16 protein-coding genes are annotated in these 17,854 nt (G+C 65.5%); 2 read left to right on the forward strand and 14 right to left on the reverse strand.

Annotated elements, in window-relative coordinates:
* Window positions 1–86: 86 nt before the first annotated feature.
* The 14 genes from MKW15_RS04905 to MKW15_RS04970 all read right to left on the reverse strand — a co-directional run bounded on the left by MKW15_RS04905 (window position 87) and on the right by MKW15_RS04970 (window position 15,234).
* Window positions 87–2,450, reverse strand: coding sequence for a glycoside hydrolase family 65 protein (locus MKW15_RS04905; RefSeq protein WP_240856453.1), 2,364 nt, complete (start codon window positions 2,448–2,450; stop codon window positions 87–89).
* Window positions 2,447–3,169: a beta-phosphoglucomutase family hydrolase gene (locus tag MKW15_RS04910; RefSeq protein ID WP_240856454.1), complete on the reverse strand. Its 723-nt coding sequence runs from the start codon at window positions 3,167–3,169 to the stop codon at window positions 2,447–2,449. Before MKW15_RS04910 ends, MKW15_RS04905 begins: the two co-directional genes overlap by 4 nt.
* Window positions 3,170–3,227: 58 nt before the next feature.
* Window positions 3,228–3,926, reverse strand: a complete 699-nt coding sequence (locus MKW15_RS04915) for a GntR family transcriptional regulator (RefSeq protein WP_240856455.1) — start codon at window positions 3,924–3,926, stop codon at window positions 3,228–3,230.
* Complete coding sequence (locus MKW15_RS04920) at window positions 3,923–4,765, reverse strand: oxygenase MpaB family protein (RefSeq protein ID WP_240856456.1); 843 nt, start codon at window positions 4,763–4,765, stop codon at window positions 3,923–3,925. The genes MKW15_RS04915 and MKW15_RS04920 overlap by 4 nt, the downstream gene beginning before the upstream one ends.
* A 51-nt stretch (window positions 4,766–4,816) precedes the next feature.
* On the reverse strand, window positions 4,817–5,731 hold the full coding sequence (locus tag MKW15_RS04925; protein WP_240856457.1) for an oxygenase MpaB family protein: 915 nt from the start codon (window positions 5,729–5,731) through the stop codon (window positions 4,817–4,819).
* Window positions 5,732–5,784: 53 nt separating this feature from the next.
* On the reverse strand, window positions 5,785–6,513 hold the full coding sequence (locus MKW15_RS04930; protein ID WP_240856458.1) for a hypothetical protein: 729 nt from the start codon (window positions 6,511–6,513) through the stop codon (window positions 5,785–5,787).
* Window positions 6,503–7,771: an MlaD family protein gene (locus MKW15_RS04935; RefSeq protein ID WP_240856459.1), complete on the reverse strand. Its 1,269-nt coding sequence runs from the start codon at window positions 7,769–7,771 to the stop codon at window positions 6,503–6,505. The genes MKW15_RS04930 and MKW15_RS04935 overlap by 11 nt, the downstream gene beginning before the upstream one ends.
* The gene (locus tag MKW15_RS04940) at window positions 7,768–8,910 is read right to left on the reverse strand and encodes an MCE family protein (protein WP_240856460.1); all 1,143 of its coding nucleotides are present in this window, start codon (window positions 8,908–8,910) and stop codon (window positions 7,768–7,770) included. Before MKW15_RS04940 ends, MKW15_RS04935 begins: the two co-directional genes overlap by 4 nt.
* Window positions 8,910–10,112, reverse strand: coding sequence for an MCE family protein (locus MKW15_RS04945; protein WP_240856461.1), 1,203 nt, complete (start codon window positions 10,110–10,112; stop codon window positions 8,910–8,912). Before MKW15_RS04945 ends, MKW15_RS04940 begins: the two co-directional genes overlap by 1 nt.
* Window positions 10,112–11,155 carry an MlaD family protein gene (locus MKW15_RS04950; protein ID WP_240856462.1) on the reverse strand — a complete coding sequence of 348 codons (1,044 nt, stop codon included), beginning with the start codon at window positions 11,153–11,155 and terminating at the stop codon, window positions 10,112–10,114. The genes MKW15_RS04945 and MKW15_RS04950 overlap by 1 nt, the downstream gene beginning before the upstream one ends.
* 75 nt (window positions 11,156–11,230) lie before the next feature.
* On the reverse strand, window positions 11,231–12,250 hold the full coding sequence (locus MKW15_RS04955) for an MCE family protein (RefSeq protein ID WP_240856463.1): 1,020 nt from the start codon (window positions 12,248–12,250) through the stop codon (window positions 11,231–11,233).
* Window positions 12,247–13,563 (reverse strand): MCE family protein, encoded by a 1,317-nt coding sequence (locus tag MKW15_RS04960; protein ID WP_240856464.1) that lies wholly within the window; start codon window positions 13,561–13,563, stop codon window positions 12,247–12,249. Before MKW15_RS04960 ends, MKW15_RS04955 begins: the two co-directional genes overlap by 4 nt.
* A 1-nt stretch (window position 13,564) precedes the next feature.
* Window positions 13,565–14,425 carry an MlaE family ABC transporter permease gene (locus tag MKW15_RS04965; RefSeq protein ID WP_240856465.1) on the reverse strand — a complete coding sequence of 287 codons (861 nt, stop codon included), beginning with the start codon at window positions 14,423–14,425 and terminating at the stop codon, window positions 13,565–13,567.
* Window positions 14,425–15,234 (reverse strand): MlaE family ABC transporter permease, encoded by an 810-nt coding sequence (locus MKW15_RS04970; protein ID WP_240856466.1) that lies wholly within the window; start codon window positions 15,232–15,234, stop codon window positions 14,425–14,427. The genes MKW15_RS04965 and MKW15_RS04970 overlap by 1 nt, the downstream gene beginning before the upstream one ends.
* 794 nt (window positions 15,235–16,028) lie before the next feature.
* Here MKW15_RS04970 and MKW15_RS04975 point away from each other — a divergent pair.
* The gene (locus MKW15_RS04975) at window positions 16,029–16,859 is read left to right on the forward strand and encodes a PhzF family phenazine biosynthesis protein (protein ID WP_240856467.1); all 831 of its coding nucleotides are present in this window, start codon (window positions 16,029–16,031) and stop codon (window positions 16,857–16,859) included.
* Between the two features lie 21 nt (window positions 16,860–16,880).
* The gene (locus MKW15_RS04980; RefSeq protein WP_240856468.1) at window positions 16,881–17,753 is read left to right on the forward strand and encodes a TatD family hydrolase; all 873 of its coding nucleotides are present in this window, start codon (window positions 16,881–16,883) and stop codon (window positions 17,751–17,753) included.
* Window positions 17,754–17,854 lie beyond the last annotated feature (101 nt).

The raw sequence follows: 17,854 nt of genomic DNA on the forward strand, positions 1-17,854 counted from the left end.
TCGCCCCACGGGGCTCGGTGTCGGCTCGACCAGCGGTGGGTGCGGGTTGGCTGGTGGTCTCGACCAGCGGTGGGGGCGGTGCTGGGTCAGATCTCCCGGCGGTAGGGTTCGCAGCCGTGTGGCGCCTTCGGGGGTTCGCGGTACTCGAGGGGTGGGATTTCCATCGCCACGGGTGCCGATTCCAGGGTGAACTTCTCACCGTGGTGGGCGAGGTCGATGGGCGGTCCGGAGAGCAGCCGGTAGGTGGCGTGATCCTTGTCGATCGCGACGACGATCTTGGAGTCGCGCACGATCATGCGGAACGACAAGTAGGTGAGCCGGCTCGGTAGCCGCGGCGCGAACGTGATGTTGCCGCCGAAGTCGCGCATCCCGCCGAACCCGGCGACGCAGTCGGTCCACGCCCCGGCGAGGGCCGCGATGTGCAGACCGCTGTTGACGTTGTTGTGCAGATCGTGCAGATCGGTGAACACCGATTCGGCGAGCAGGTCGTAGGCGAGATCGAGATATCCCACCTCGGCGGCGGTGACCGCCTCACAGCACGCCGACAGCGACGAGTCGCGCACGGTCAGCGGGTAGTAGTAGTCGAAATTGCGCAGCTTCTGTTCGGGCGTGAACGACGACCCGAACAGGTAGGTCGCGAACACCAGGTCGGCCTGCTTGACCACCTGCTTGCGATAGAGGTCGTAGTACGGGTAGTTCAGCAACAGCGGGTAGCGGCCGGCCGACGACTCGAAGTCCCACGCGCCGAGCAGGGTGAACGACTCACACTGCTGGTGCACGCCGAGCGCCTCGTCGTAGGGGATCGTCATGTCGTCGGCACACGATTCCCAGTGTGCGGCTTCGGCATTGGTGACACCGAATTGCTCGGCCAAATCGGGTCGACGATGGACCGCGGCCACCGCGTCACGCAGATTCTGCTGCGCGGCAAGGTTGGTGAAGGTGTTGTTGTTGACGACGGCGGTGTACTCGTCGGGTCCGGTCACACCGTCGATGCGGAAGCGTCCGTTGGCATCGTGATGTCCGAGCCCGGCGAACAGTCGCGCCGTCTCCACGAGAATCTCGACGCCGCACTCGGTTTCGAACTGCTCGTCATGCGTCGCGCGTAGGTAGCGGCCGGTCGCGTTGGCGATGTCGGCCGACACGTGCACACCGGCGGTGCCCGCGGGCCAGTAGCCCGAACACTCGTCGCCGTTGATGGAACGCCACGGGAACATCGCCCCGCGCTGGCCGAGTTCGGCGGCGCGGCTCTTGGCCTTGTCCATGGTCGCATGCCGCCATCGCAGTTCCTCGCCGGCCGCCGCGGGCACGGTGTAGGTCAGCATGGGCAGGATGAAACTCTCGGTGTCCCAGAAGGTGTGGCCGTCGTATCCGGGTCCGGTCAGACCCTTCGCCGGGATGGCGCGGGACTGCCCGCGGGCGCCGGCCTGCAGGACGTGGAACAGGGCGAAGCGCACGGCCTGTTGCAGTTCGGGGTCGCCGTCGATCTCGACGTCGGCGTCTCGCCAGAACTCCTCGAGGTAATGCACCTGATCGGCCTTGAGGGAGTCCCATCCCGTCTCCATCGCCATGGCGAGCGCGGCGTCGACCTGGGCACGGAGCGCGGGCACCGAACGTCGCGCCGACCACCCGTAGCCGATGTACTTGGTGAGCGTGATGCTCTTGCCCTGCGGCACATTCGCGGCGATGGTGAGGCGGGCCAGGTCCGCGTCGGCGCGGATGAACGTGTCGGCCTTGTCCGGGAAGTAGATCTCGTGGTCCATGCCGGCGGCGATGTGCAGGCCAGACTTCTTGGTGTGGTGGACCAGCATGCCCCAGTAGTTGCGGCATGTTGCGAGATCGGAGACCAACGGCGCGTCGAGCGCCGCGGCCAGACGTGGATCGTTGCCGGGCGCCGGAACCGGTTCGTTGGCAAGCAGATCGGACTGCAGGACCAGCTTCATGTCCTCGCCGATGGGCTCGACCTCGTAGCGGATCGCGGCGATGGTGCGCTTGGTGAACGACACCAGCCGCTCGGATTTGATGCGCACGGTACGACCGGTCGGCGACGTCCACAGCGTATGTCTGCGCAGGGTTCCGGTCCGGAAGTCCAGTACCCGCTCGTGAATTTCGGTGCGTCCGTAGCGAAGATCCATCGGCTCGTCTTCGACGAGCAGCCGGATGATCTTGCCGTCGGTGACGTTCACCACCGTCTGGCCGGATTCCGGGTAACCGTAACCACTTTCGGCGTAGGGCAGGTCACGTAGCTCGTAGAAGCCGTTCAGATAGGTGCCCGGATGATCGACCGGCTCACCCTCCTCGAATGTTCCGCGCAGCCCGATGTGTCCGTTGGACAACGCGAACAGCGTCTCCGTGGCCCCGAGCATGTCGAGTTCGACTCCGGCCGAACGCTTGAGCTGCCAGGGATCGATCTCGAAGCCGAAGCCGCTCTCCTGCGGCGAGTGGCCGCTCATGCGGGGAGCAATTCATCGAGATCGCCGACGACGACGCTGGCTCCGGCCGCACGCATGGCCTCGGTCTGCGCACCGTCATGCCGGTCGATGGCGACGACGAACCCGAATTGGCCTGCGTGACCGGCCTGCACGCCCGAGATCGCATCCTCGAACACGGCGGCCTGCGCCGGCGGGACACCCATCAGTTCGGCGCCCAGCAGGAACGAGTCGGGAGCGGGCTTGCCCGCCAAGCCTTTCTCGACGATCTCGAGGCCGTCGACCCGGACCTCGACGAACTGTGACAGGTCGGCTGCATCCAGCACGGCTGCTCCATTCTTCGATGACGTCACCACGGCGATGCGCAGACCCGCATCGCGTGCCGCGTTCAGATAGCGCACAGAACCCGGGTAGGCCTCGACACCCCCCTCCGACAGTGCGGTCAAGAACATCTCGTTCTTGCCGGTGCCGATGGCGGCAATCGTGTCGTCGTCGACGTCATCGATGGCACGCGAGTGCAGAAAGGCGCGGACGCCTGCCTCGCGCGGACGCCCGTCGACATAGTCGAGGTAGTCCTGATCGGTGAACTCGACGAAGTCGGGACTGTCCGTCCCGCCCGCCCGTTCGGAGAGGAAGTCGTCGAAGGCCGTCTTCCATGCCTTGCGGTGCAAGACCGCTGTGGACGTGAGCACACCGTCGAGATCGAACAGTGCCACCGAGATCGCTTCTGGCAAACCCAACACGCTTGGCAACGCTACCCGTCCGACGCCGCTCTGGCGCGGTTAGCGCGTGTCCTGGCGTTCAGGCCGAAGTCGCGGCGGGTTCGGAGTCGTCGTCCCAGAAGCCGATCGACTCGAGTTGGGCGATCAGACGATCGCGCGCGTCGGCGAATCGGGCGTGGATCTCGTCGCGGATACCGCGGACATCGCCGGTACGCAGTTGCTCGATCAGCAGGCGGTGGCTCGTCACCGCCTCGCGTCCCCAGGTCTCGTCGCCGGAGTACAGCTCGAACGGGTTGTACTTGCTCGCGGCGTACTGGAACCATGCCAGTTTCTTGCTGTTCGCCATCAGGTGCACCTTGCGATGAAAGGCGAACTCGCCGGCGAGCACGCGGTCGGCAAAGCCTGCGTCGACCGCCCGCTCGAGGTCGTCGACGATGGCGGACAGCTCGGCAAGATGGCGTTCGATGTCGGGCGTGTCGACGGCGTGAGTGGCCAGCCGCGACGACAATTCCGCCTGCATCCAGAAGATGTCGACGATGTCGCCGCGGTCGAGTGGTTCGACGATGAATCCACGGTGCGGCGACGAGCGGACCAGTCCTTCGCCGCGCAGGGTCACCAGCGCTTCACGAACCGGGGTCACACTGCAGCCGAGTGCCGACGCGGTCTCGTCGAGCCGGACGAAGTCGCCCGGCCGGAGTTGTCCGGTCATGATCCGGTTGCGGAGGTAGTCGGCGACCTCGTCGGTCAGTTGGGTACGCCGAAGGGACGCGGGGCTCATGTGCGGCTCCGTTGGTTCAGGGGGTCGTGATACACGGAGTTCTCTTTCAGTCGCGTGACCGCCTTGGCGGCCTTGCGCTTGCCGTGGCGACGTCGGGAGGGGCCAGGCCAGCACGCTTGCTTCCACCGTACTGTCCGGACGGCTCTTCGGAAGCGAACATCGTGTGCGGGGGTCCACTCGATGCCGTAGATCGATCGAAGTTGTGCGCCGGCCATGCCCCAGGTGATCAGCTGGACGCGCGGTATCTGGCGCACATATCGCCAGGGTAGGGAGTAAGTCGAGAAGACCTGCGTCGCGACATCGCCCGGGGTGGCCGTCTCCGGCGGGTCGGCCGGGTCCGACCGTGGACGATGCGCCGGGTAGTCGCCCTCCATGTAGGCGACGTAGGAGCGCAGGGCGGCGACGTCCACCGGCCAGTCGCCCACCTTCATCTGCAGCAGCGTGCCGACCGGGAGGAACTCTCGGTAGAGATGCTCGATGACGTCGTCGTCGAGCGGGGAGACGAACAACTGGTAGGTGTCGACGATGCTGACGAACCAGGTCGAGGCCACCCACAGCTGGTGGCCCGGATCGAACGCGGGGCGCCGACGACCATCCGGATGACCCGCGGGTACGCGGACATCGGCGTGGATGCGGTTGACCTCACGGACCAGCGGACGAAGCACCTCGTCGTCGCCCGAGGTGGCCAGACGCAAGTAGTTGATGGTGCCCGCCCAGCGTCGGGCCCCACGCATCCCGTAGACACCGCTTTCCACCTCGGTGGGAGCGATGTCGTCATGGGCGAGCTGCATGAGTGCTGCACGCGGCCACATCAAGTAGATGACCGGTTCGTTGAGCACCCGCTGCAGGTCGGGTCTCGACCTGGTTCGCAATGTCAGTACTCCGGGTCCTCAGACCATCGCCCGGTCGTGCTTCATGCGGAAACGCAGGTCGCGCATCAGCATTCGGCTGCCACCGAAGCGGATCGACTTGGGCAGGAACTTGTTGACCACCGACACGAAGGTGAACAGGTGCTGGAACCGACGGCGGTCGTCCTCGGTCCATTCCAGACCGAGCTGGTCGCGGTAGATGGGCGGCAGGGTGCCGATGGTGAGGAAGCGCAGCAGGTTCACGAACGGCAGCCGGATCATCGGGTTGATCATCCGCAGGTCGACCAGGTCGTTGAGGAAGTCGCAGGTGGTGTCGTCGATGACGATGCGCTGGCAGGCCACGTTCCAGTAATGGTCGAATTCCTTGCGGCTGGCCGGCCACATGTCGTCGGGGACCTGCAGCGTGGTGCCCAGGGTCTTCGACGACTGGTAGAACTCCTCGGCTTCTTCCTCGTTCATGACGCCGTGCAGCAGCTGGTGGGTGTCTTCGATGCCGACGAACAGGCAGGCGGCCACCCACATCTGGAGTTCGCGGTTGAAGGCGTTGTACTTGACCGGGCTGTTGGCGTCGGACTTGACGTGCCGGTGGGCGGAGTTGACGGCCTCGCGGAACGCGGCCTTCTCCTCGTCGGTGCCGAGGATCGCCACGGCCAGGTACTGGCCGGTGGTGCGGGCACGCTTCCAGGGATGTTTGACCAGCGACCCGGATTCCACCTTGGACTCCATGACGCCGTAGGCGACCTCGGGCCAGCCGAGTTGCATGACGACGTTGGCGGCGCCGCCGGCGAAGGACCAGAAGTCGATGGCCTCCTGGATGCGCGCCGGCTTACGCAGACTGGTGGAACGACGTTTGCGGGTGTCGATCTCGATCCGGGTTTTGGCGGTGGTCAACTCGGGGACGGTCTCGGTGAGAACGGGCAGGTAACTAGCGGCCATCGTCGTTCCTTTCTGTGTTCTGCGGTGGGTGGTGACGCACTATTCGGTTGTGATCACTTCGTCTGGATGTCGTCGACCAGCCAGTGGCCGTTGGAGTTCTTGAGCTTGACCACCATGCGGTAGGCCTGGGTCTTGCCGGTCGGTGCGACCACGTTGCGGGCCTGCTGGTCGACGAACAGCATCACGGTGGCGTCGGTTGCGCTGACCTGCTCGGCCGCTGCGTGACTGACGGTTGCGGTGGCCTCGCCCTTGCCGTCGGTGACGATCTGGGTGAGGTCGGTGACCATCTGGCTGTACTTGGCGGCGAACTCGGGGGTCGACATCGCCGCGATCGCCGCACGGTTCTTGTTCAGGTCGCGATAGTCGAAGCTGGACAGCTTGATCGCGTAATCCTTGGCGGTGTCGATGGCCTCGGCGGTGCTCGGCGCGGCCGCGCTCGAGGCGTCGTCGTCGGAGAGGAACTGATAGGCGAAGAAGCCGACCACGCCGATCAGGATGACGAACAGCAGGCTGACTGCACTGATGATCAGCGCGCGGGGCCGGCCTCGCTCGGGCGCAACGTCGCTCGAAGTGTCGGTGTCGGTGTCGGTGTCGGTGTTGTGGCCCACGGTCTTCGAGTCTCGTGTGGCGCTCGGCCGTTTGGCCTGCTTGCGCCGCGCGACCGGGGCCGTGCGTGCGGCAGCGCTCTTCTTGCCGCGGGGCGTGTCGGTCTCGCCGGTTGCCCCGGTGTCGTTCTTCTCAGTGTCCTTCTTCTCGGTGAGAGAGGTTGTATCAGTTGCCACTTCGTGCCCTTTCTAGAAGCTCTTGCCACCACTGGAGAAGTTCGACGCCGTTCGGGATGAGAAGCGGGTCGGCGACTGCGGGCGGCCCGGAAACCCCGCCCGGGGTGGTCATGTTGGTCGTTCCGAGTCCATTGGGTCGCGGAGCGTTTACCGCCCCGCGCTGTCCGTAGCCGTTTCCGGGCGGGCAGTAGCGGGTGAGATTGGGTGCGGTGACGGTGAGATCGCCGATCGCGCTGCGCGGTACGTCGTAGAACATGCACACCGGCCCCTGCGTGCCGATGAGGGCGAAGTCGGCGCGGTTGCCCTTGACGATCGATCGCAGGTCGAGCAGCCCCTGCGGAATCGTGTTCAAACCGGTTGTGAGCGCGGCATTTCGGTCGCTGATGATCGGCTCGACGACGGCCAGGTTGGCGAGCACACCGCCGAAGGTTCCGCGGTAACGATCGAAGAGAGTGCGGGTGCGCGCCAGGCTCTTCGGTCCGTGGTCGAGCAGGTAGACAAAGGTCGGCTGGTTGGCGTCGAGTTGGTCGGTGAAGTTCGCCACCGACCGCATGCCCGACTCGAAGGCCGCCGTGTTGTTGCTCATCGCGCCGAGCACGCTCAGCAGGTCGTCGAAGAGACCACGCAGGATCGGCGCATTGCGGTTGACGAGACTGGCGAGCGCGCTGCCGTTGCTGACGAGCTTGGCCAGCGCCTGATCGTTGTGATTGAAGGCGGCATAGAACTCGTTGCCGAAGGTGCTCAGATGGCCGGTCCCGATGCTGCGCAACACCGATGCGGCCTCGGTGATGATGGCGTCCATCTGCTTGGGCTGCAATTGCTGTGGGGCCTTGATGCTGTCACCGGATTTGAGGAACGGCGGCTCCTGGTCGGGCGTGATGATGTCGACGCTCTGGATGCCGGCCATCGAGGCCATGGTGACCTGCATGACGGAGTCGACCGGGATGAGGGTGTCGCCCCGGACGGTGAGTTCGATGTCGGCACTGTCGCCGGTGTCACTGAGGGACACCGATTTGACGGTGCCGATGTCGACGCCGCGAAGCGTGACCCCGGTGCCCGGGGTGAGGCCGAAGGCGTCGACCATGGTGGCGTGCAGCGTCATCTTGTCGCGCAGCCCCTCGGGCCCGGACACGAAGGTGATGCCGTAGGGGATCACCACGGCGGACAACACCAGGAAGATGATGAACTGCAGGGTTCCGGTGCGCGGCTTGGGCATCCGGTGGCGGCGTTTGGTTCCCGAGGGTGTGGTGTGAGTCATCGCGGGGCTCCTGGCCGGGTCGTCGTCGGGCGGGCCGGACTCGGTTGCGGTGTGGCGGGGCGATTGGCGCGAGCCTGCTTCTGAGGCCGCCCGAGGCCACCGGTGAGGGCGTCCTCGAGCTGCTTGGGTGTCGGCAGCGGCTGGCCGCTGAGCAGCAGCCCGCCGGTGAGGATCTTGTCGATGCCGCCGGGGATGTCGAGTGCACCGTCGAAGACGAGGTAGTCGCCGCGGATGGCCCGATTGAAGTTGCGCATGAACGAATTCATGTTGTTCAGCGTGGTGCCGACCGTCCCGTTGAACGCGGCCAACGACTGCACCAGGATGTTCGCGTTGGCGACCATCGTGTTCAGCGACGCCTGACGTCCCTTGACGACGGCGTCGAGATTGACGGCTAGCGTGGTGGTGTTTCGCATCAGCGATGCGACCTGATCACGCTGTGCGGCAAGGACTCCAACGGCGGTCGGCGCCTGCTGCAGGAAGTCGTCGACGACGGTTCGCTGGCTGACCAGCAGGTTGCTGACCTCGGTTGCAGCGGCGATCGCCGCGTTGAAGTCGTTGGTGTACACCGACGATCGGGACAGCAGCCGGTTGAGTGTGTCGATGAGATCGCCGACCTTGTCCGACCGGTTCTCGAACGCCGTGTTGAGGCTGTTCATCACCGACTGCAACTGGCTGACACCGCTGCCGCCCAGGATGTTTCCGAGTGCGGCCAGGGTGCTCTCGATCTGTGGGCCGACCGACGTCTGGGCGAGCGGCAGGTGTGAGCCGTCGCTGAGTTCGCCCTCGGGATCCTTGGGTGCGCTCAGCCGGATGAACGGAGTGCCCAGGGCCGACGGCAATTCGACGGTCGCATTGGTGTTGGCGGGCAGCGTGGTGCCGTCCTCGAGCGTCATCGTGATCTCGGCGTGGTTGCCGTAGAGGCCGATGTCGGTGACCCGTCCGACGATCTGCTGACCGTGGCGCACGTCGGCGCCCGACACCACTCCGTCGGCGGTGATCAGTTCGGCGGTCACGTCGAAGGAGTCGCCGCTGCCGGCACCCAACGGGAGATCCTGCAGTCCCGCCGAGCAGGCGGACAGCGGGATCGTCACGGCCGCTGCGAGAGTCGCGACGCGCAGTGCGGTCTTACGCCCGGCCATCAGTTCCCACCCCTCGGTGCTGGTGTCCCATTCCCTGGTGTCACTGCTGGGGGCCGGACGGGCAGCGCACCGCCGGTGATCGCCGAGACGATGCCCAGCGGATCGGACGAGCTGATCGGGAAGGCGATCGGGTTGGTGAGGCCTGCCCCGATGCAGATCGGCATCGGGAACTGATCGCACAGCGGCTTCAGCTTCTTGAACTGGGCCAGTGTGGTGGAGATGTTGAGGCGGATCCGACCACGACGGTCGGGGCCGATGGTGCTCGACAGGTTCTGCATCATCAGCGGTGCGAGATCCATGAACTCGGCGAGCCCGGCCTTGTTGGCGACCAGGGTGTTGCCGAGGTTCTCGAGGTTCTCGGCGACCACGCCCACGTCGTTGCCGTGTTGCATCACGAAGCCGTTGATCTGGTCGAAGACGATCCGCAGGTCGTTGATGGGTGTGGTGATGTCCTGGTTGGCGCCGGCCCACTGCGTGGACAGTCGGCTCATCGCCTCGACCAGGCCCGTCAGCGACACCTGCTTGGAGCGGAAGGTCTGCATGAGCTGATTGAGGCTCTCGATCAGATCCTGCAGATCCTCGGTGCGTGCGCCGAAGACGCCGGAGGCCGACGCCAGGCCCGTCATCATGGTGCCGAACTGTTCGCCGCGTCCGTCCCACGACTTTGCGGTGGCGGCCAAGAGCGTGCCGATGCCGTTGGGGTCGTTGTTGTTTGCGCCGCCCGGTGCAGGGCCCATGATCTTGGTCAGCGTGCCGATGCTGTCGAGCAGCTGGTCGAAGCTGATGGGGGAGTGGGTGTGTTCCATCGGGATGGTGCCGCCGTCGGGGAACTGCGGTCCGCCGGTGTAGGCCGGGCCGAGTTCGAGGTGGCGGTCGCTGATCACCGACGGATTCAGCACGTACGCCTGGACATTGGCGGGCAACTTCACGTCGGCCGGCATGCTCAGGGTGACGTTGACGTGGTTGCCGGCCGGCTCGACGGTCTCGATGCGGCCGATGTGGACGCCGAGCACCGTGACCTTGGAGCCTTCGTAAAGACCGTTGACGAAGGCGAATTCGGCATGCACGGTTCGGGTGTCGGCCTTGTCGACAAAGACGTACCAGAAGCCGGCGACGAGCGCGCCCACCAGCAGCAGTGCCATGAAGATCTTGTCGCCGTAGGTCTTACGCCGGCGTACTTCGCGAACTTGACGGAAGGTCATCAGCGGCACCCCTGCATCGCGCCGAGCAAACACAGCATGTTGTCCGGGATCACCGCGCTCGGCGACACCACGTCGGCCCAGTTGCCGTTGCCGGTGGCGTCGGTGATGGTCCGGATGGCCGGTGGCAACTGCTTCATGATGGCGTCGATGGTGGTGACGTTGGCGCTCAGCGTGCCGGTCACCGACTGGATATTCGTCACGAGTTGCCCCATCGGGATCTTCGGGAAGGTGGCGGCCATCTGGGCGAGAATGGTCCGGAGGTTGTCGACAAGACGCGTCAGCACGATCCGGCGCACCGCGAGGGTCTGCACGATCAGCTGGGTGCTCGAGAAGGCACTCGCCACCGAATCACTCTGCTGCGCAGTCACTGTCGCGAGCCGCTTGGAGATGGCGAGCAGCTGGTCGATCTGCGTGCCGGTCTGGGTGATGGCCGCGGTGGCACCGGCCGCACCGGCGATCGACTGATCGAGGGTGTCGCCGTTGGGCACGATCTGGTTCATGGTGGTGATCATCGCGCGCACCGCGTCGGAGTCGATGTCGCGCGAGGTGTGCACCGCCGCGCTGGAGATGTCGTCGAGGTTGTACGGAACCGTGGTGCGCGACAACGGAATCGTGTTGTCGGGACCCACCTTGCCGGAGCCGGCCGGGATGATCTCCAGGTAGCGCTTGCCGAGCACGGTCCGCAGTCGCACCGTGGCGCGGGTCTGGTTACCGAGCGGCTGGCCGTTGTCGAGGCGGAAACCGACCCGCACCTTGTCGCCGGCCAGGTCGATCGACTCGATGCGGCCGGCCGGAACGCCGGCCACCAGAACCGGATCGGCCGTGGTGAGCCCGGACGCGTTCTTGAGTTCGGCGGTGAACGGCGAGGTTTCGGCGTGGTACTTGAGCTGCGGGACGCCGAGGGCGATCAGCATGAGTGTCAGCAGGGTGATGATCCCGGCGGTACCCAGCACGGCCGCCGACGCACCCTGGGCACGCTTGTCGGACTTGAAGACGAACTCCAAGATTCCGACGAAGACGTCGATGAGTCTGACCAGAAACACGGGCTGGGCTCCTACTTTCTTTCCGGCTGTCGGCTGATGGGCAAGTCGTTGGTGGTCACGGGTTGTCGCATTCGCTCACATGCAGACCGGCGAGTGCTGCGGACCGAAGATGTTGGCCTCCAGGTTGAACGCCTTGAGGGTGAAGTTGCAGAGGTAGAGCATCATGAAGCCGCCGTAGCGTCCGCTCTGGTTGATCTTCTGTGCGAGCACCGGGAACTGTTTGAGGAATGTCGTGAACTGCGGGGTGTGGGCGACCCAGGTCGAGGTGACACCTTCCAGGCCGGTGAGGGCCTGCTGGAAGTTGCCGCCGGCCGACGTCATCATCTGCGCCAGTGAGGACACCGCGCGGTCGCCACTGGTGAGCAGGGCCGCGAACTGTCCGCTGTCGCCGACCACCGCCGACGTCAACGAGCTCAGCCCGTTGAACAGCTGGGTGAGCTGCGGGTTGTGTGAGTCCATCGTGCCCATCAGCTCGTTGAGGTTGGTGACGAGCTGCGCGAAGATCGCGCTGTTGGCCGACAGATTCGACCCCATGCTGCCGATTTGCTTGAGCAGCAACTGGACCGAACCCTGGCGACCCTCGAAGGTGTCGACGAAGCCGCGGGCGAGCTCGTTGACCTGCTTGGGATCCAGCGCGGAGAACAGTGGCTGGAATCCGTTCATGAGAGCGGTCAGGTTCACCGGTGCCGACGTCGCGTCGACCGGGATGTCGGTGCCGTTGCGGCCCGGCTGTCCCGGACGCGCCTGGGACAGCGCGATGTAGCGGGCGCCGAGCATGTCGCCGTACCGGATGGACGCGTGCACCTGCTGGGGAAGCTTGACGTCTTGCTGGATGTCGACCTCGACGTCGGCGAGCGCGGTGCCATCGGGCTGCGGGCTGAACTCGATCTTCTTCACCCGTCCGATGCGCACGCCGGACATGGTCACCGGGTTGCCTTCCAGCAGGCCTTCGGCGTCGGTGAACTGGATGTTGTAGGTCGTCGTGGGACCCGAAACCGGAACGCGCAGAGTGTTGCTGACGATCACGGCCGCGATGATGCCGATGATCACGAAGGACATCGACTTGACGACGGTCACCCAGGACAGGCGGGTCATCGCACCCTCACCTCGTTTCCGCGGAGCATCGGGCCGAGCATCAATGTGGTCGCCGGGTTCGGGGTCGCCGCCACCGGTCCGCCGCGCAGCTGGGTCTCGAGCCCGGCCAAGGTGGGCGCTTCGGCAGCACCGTCGATGACGGCGGGTCCGGTGAAGCCGGACGGTGTGTAGCCCGGCCGCGCGGTCTGCCGAGGCGACAGCAACGGTGGGTTGGGGGCGCCGGGCGCGCGCACCGGACCGGTACCGAGGCCATTGCCGGCGCCGAAGCACTGCTGGCCGCGCAGGTTCACATACGTCGGGCAGTTGGCGGCCGTGTACGGCATCGGTTGCGAGAACGTCGGTACCGCAGTGATGTTGAACCGTCCGCTGGAGAACAGGATGGTGCCGGCGGCACCGAACTTGGCGGCCTCGGTGACGGTGTCGGTGATGCCCGACGGGTTCTGCGCGACGGTCGACAGGATGACGTTCGTCGAACTCAGCACCGTGATGAGGTTCTTGCGCTGCTGCGCGATGAACGGGGCGACGCTCCCGACGAAGCCGGAGGCCGAGGCGAGGAAGGCGCCGAGGTTCTCCTGGTGTTCCACGATCCCACGGGAGATCGAGGTGGTCGACTGCAGGGTCCGGGTGATCGATGGTGTTGCGCGACGCAGGCTTTCGACGACGGCACGGAACCGCGGCGTCGAGTCGATGAATCGGTTGATGGTCGATTCGAGTTCACGCGACGCCTGCCACCAGTCGTCGATCATGATCCCGAGATCTCCACCGCTGGTACCGATTGCCTGCGAGACCGCGGCAAGCGCGATGTTCATCTTCTCCGGCTGCACTTCGGCGAGGACGCTGGAGAGCTTGCTGAAGATGTCGTACAGGTTGATCGCGTCGGGTCCGGCGTCGATCTTGATCTCGTCACCGTCGCTGAGCGACTCGGTGGACCCGGCCGGGGCCTGCGAGTTGTCGACGAGCTGAACATAGATGTCGCCGAAGAACGTTCGTGGAAGCACCCGCATGACGACGGTGCTCGGGATCTTCGACAGTTCGTCTTCTTTGATGGCGAGACTGACCTGCGACGACGTTGTGCCGGCGTCGATCGAGCTGATCTCGCCGACCTTGACGCCGTGGTAGCGCACGGGTGCGCCGGTGGTGATGAGACCGGCCTCGACCGGCACCTCGGCGTGGATCTCGGGTTCGGTCTCGAGAACGCCGGTGCTTCGGGCCACCATCCAGATGGCGAAAGTGCCCACGAGGACGGTCGCGATGAGGGCACGCAGGATGTAGGACGTGCGGGACACGGGATTTCCGGGCAGCATGACCGACATTTCAGATTCCGAATCCCGGAATCTGCGGGACCAGGCCCCAGAGTCCGAACGTGAAGATGACGTCGAAGATGCCGATCGCGAGGATCGACGTGCGCAGCGCGCGGCCGGCGGCCTGGCCGACACCCTCGGGTCCGCCGGAGGCGAAATAGCCATAGCTGCAATGCACGAGCGCCACGATGGCGGCGAAGACGATCGCCTTGGTCGCCGAGTAGAGCAGGTCGGTGGGGGTGAGGGCGAGATGGAAGAAGTAGTCGTAGGTGCCCGAGGATTCGCCGTTGTACCAGACGACCACGAGGCGGGTGGCGATGTAGCTCGCCAGCAGGCCGACCATGTAGATCGGCAGGATGCAGACCATCGCGGCGATCATGCGGGTGGTCGCGAGGAACGGGATCGACCGGATGGCCATCGAGTCCAGCGCCGCGATCTCGTCGGAGATGCGCATCGCGCCGACTTGTGCGGTGAATCCGGTTCCGACCTTGGCGGCCAACGCAATTCCGACGACGACGGGCGCGAGTTCGCGGGTGTTGGCGATCGCCGCGAGCATGCCCGACAGCGAGGTCATCCCCACCAACTGGAGTCCGCGGTAGGTCTCGACACCCAGCATCATGGCCGCGGCGAGTGACATGGCCAACACGATGCCGAGGGTGCCGCCGCCGGAGAGCAGGGACTTGGAACCGAAGGTGACCTCGGCGATCTGGTTGAGCACGTGCTTGCGGTAGTGCACCAGGGTGAACGGGATCGCGATGATCGAGCGCCAGATGAAGGTGACGAACTCGCCGAGCCGGACCAGACCGGACGTGAACTGTTGCAGCCGAGCCGAAGTGCGGCGCTGGACGCGCAAGGAGAAGTCTGCGGAAACCATCAGTACGCTCCCACCGCCGGGACGATCACCGTGTACAGCTGCGACAGGATCGTGTTGAAGATGAACACCAGCGCGAAGGCGATGACGACGGCCTCGTTGACCGCGTCGGCAACACCGCGTGGTCCGCCTCGGGCGTGTAATCCCTTGAAGGTGGCCACGATTGTGGATGTCAGCGCGAAGATGGTCGCCTTCACCAGCGCCATGACGAAGTCCGAGAAGCGTCCGTACTGGCTGAAGGTCGCCATGAAAGCGCCGGCGGGCAGGTGCTGGACGTAGATGTGGTAGAGGTAGCACGCCCCGACGCCGGTCACGGTGATCAGTGAGCACAGCACGAGCGAGACGATGATCGCGGCCAGGATGCGCGGCGCGACGAGACGCTCGATCACGTTGAGCCCCATGACTTCCATCGCGTCGACCTCTTCGCGGATCTTGCGGGAGCCGAGGTCGGTGCAGATCGCGGAACCGGCGACACCGGCCATCATGAGCGCGCAGACGAGGGCCGAGGCCTGACCGACGATGACGAAGGCGACGACCGCACCGGAGTATCCGCCGGCCCCGATCCGGCCGGCGAGTTCACCGACCGAGACGGCGATGAAGACACCGACGGGAATCATCAGCAGCAGCGACGGTCCGGTGCTGACCCGTCCGATGAAGACGGTCTGGTTCAGCGTCTCGGCGATCGACAGTCGACGTCGAAATGTGGCGACGACGAGGGCCCCGATGGCCTGGAGTGCGAATCCAAGAGTGTGGCCGGCCTCGTTCGCGAGATCGCGGACCGGCCCCTTGGATGCGGGCAGCTCGAACGCCAATGTGACCCCCTGTCATCGTGCGCGCTCTTGAAGCGGCGAGACGGGTCGCACCTACTGCGTATGGTGTGACCCGCATCGCAACGGAAAGCTATCGTGTTTCATATATGAAATCAACTCCTGAGTTGGTCGGTCGACCAGAATTGGGGACTTTCGACCCATGAACTGGGTGAACACGACTGCGTCTGTCCGCAAAATCTAGGGGAAGTACTTCTTCCCCGGGGTTCGTAGTCGTCCGCGAGAACTTTCTGTGGGAGGACACCACGGGTAGGGGAAGAAGTTTCTTCGCCTACTTTTGTGGGCGCATGCTCCTGGCGTCGCGTTCGGCGGAACGCGACGACCGACAAGCGGTGACTGAGATCGCGCCCGTCAGCCTCCGCTTCCGGGACATACCCGGACGACCACCCTCAGGGGCCCGATCTTGGCCACCGGCCCCGACCCACCTTCCCCCTTCACGATCGCCGACGCTGTCGGCGGGGGCGGGGGGGGGGCCGATCCGAAGAGTTTCGTGACCGCCCCGCTGGCCGTCGGGAATCTGTGCCTGGGAGGCCGGCCAAGCTCACAGTGCGCGTCGTCGGGCTGAGGGGTACAGCTTTCCGCACGGTGGTGGTCCCGGTTGAGTCCTCGTCGGCGCGTCGCATGCCCAGAGACCGCTTGTTGTGCCTGAAACCCGATGCGGACAGGCAGTTTACGACCAGGCATACGGTTACTGGCGGGAAGTCGGGTTTCTGGCCGGTCGCCGGGTTGATTCGAAAATCGTTGGCGCGGACGAGTGCACATGACGCAGGATGCGACCCATGAAGAGACGTTTCGCGCAGGTGGATGTGTTCTCGGCGGTCGGCACTCTCGGCAATCCGGTCGCCGTGGTGCTCGACGGGGATGGACTGACGCCCGACGAGATGGCGGCGTTCGCGCGGTGGACGAACCTGTCGGAGACGACGTTTGTGCTGCCTGCCACCGACCCGGCCGCCGACTACCGGCTGGTGATCTACACACCGGGCGGTGAGTTGCCGTTCGCGGGTCACCCGACGCTGGGGTCGGCGTTCGCCTGGCTCGCGGCCGGTGGGTCTTCGCGTAGGGAACGGATCGTTCAGGAGTGCGGAATCGGCCTGGTCGAGATCCGGGAGGAGGCGGGGCGGTTGTCGTTTGCCGCGCCGCCGTTGACCCGGTCGGGCGCGGTCGATGCAACAACGGTCGACGAGGTGTGTGCGGCTCTGGGCGTCGGGATCGACGAGGTGTCGGATGCGCAGTGGGTCGTCAACGGGCCGGAGTGGATGGTCCTGCGGCTGCCGTCGGCCCAACGCGTGCTGGACGTGACACCGGACATGGCCGCTCTCGGCGATCACCTCGTCGGGCTGGTCGGCGCCCATCCGGTGAACGGCGACGCGGCGATCGAGGTGCGGGCATTCGGGCCCGGCGTCGGGGTGCCCGAGGATCCGGTGACCGGCAGCCTCAATGCCGGCATCGCGGTCTGGCTTCGCGCCACCGATGCCGTGCCGTCGCAGTACATCGCGACCCAGGGCGCCGCGCTGGGTCGCGCCGGCCGGGTGCACGTGGACGACGACGGCACCGACATCTGGATCGGTGGTGACTGCATTCGGGTCATCGACGGAACGGTCGACATCTGACTCTGTGACATCGTTGGGTTCATGACCGAGGAGACGCTGAGCAACAAGGCGGCCAAGAAGCGGCGTCGTCGTGAGCCGCCGCCGGATCCTCCACCGCTGCCCGGGCTCGTCGACGCACACACCCACCTTGCGGCCTGTGGTGGCCGCGATGCGGAGACGGTCCACGCGATCCTCGACCACGCCGCAGCGGTCGGGGTGGGCCAGGTCGTGACGGTGGCCGACGACATGGTCGATGCGCGCTGGGCGGTTGCGGCCGCCGAATGGGACGACCGCGCGTTCGCCGCCATCGCCCTGCACCCGATGCACGCGGGTGATCTGACCGACGAGACCGCTGCGGAACTGGAAGAGATGGCGCGGCATCCGCGAGTGGTGGCGATCGGCGAGACAGGGCTCGACTACTACTGGCCGGCGCGATCGGAGGACTGTGCCGATCCGGCGATTCAACACGAGGCGTTCCGATGGCACATCGACCTCGCCAAACGCGTCGGCAAACCCCTGATGATCCACAATCGGGAGGCCGATCGTGACCTGCTCGACGTCCTCGCGGACGTCGGCGCGCCGGAGACCGTGATCATGCACTGCTTCTCCGGTGACCGAAATGTTGCATCCGAATGCATAGATCGCGGGTACTTGCTGAGCTTTGCCGGAACTGTGAGCTTCGCCAATGCCGGAGAACTCCGAGCCGCAGCCGAGATCGTGCCCGACGATCAAGTACTGGTCGAGACCGACGCGCCGTTTCTGACCCCGGATCCCTATCGTGGCCAGCCCAATCAGTCCTATTGCCTGCCGTACACCGCCCGCGCGCTGGCGCAGGTCCGGGGCGTCGACGACGCCGAGATGGCGCGGGTGCTGGGCGACAACGCCAAAAGAATTTACCGACTGCCTTTGCAGTAATCAGGCCGGTTCGTTATCGTACTGTGATCCACCAGGTGCTCCGGGTATCCCACCAGGATTCCGGGGAGACATTCCGGCCACGAGGGGCTTACGGCCGTCGG

Origin of the sequence: Gordonia gummivorans (assembly GCF_022513585.1) — a bacterium.
GTDB lineage: Bacteria > Actinomycetota > Actinomycetes > Mycobacteriales > Mycobacteriaceae > Gordonia.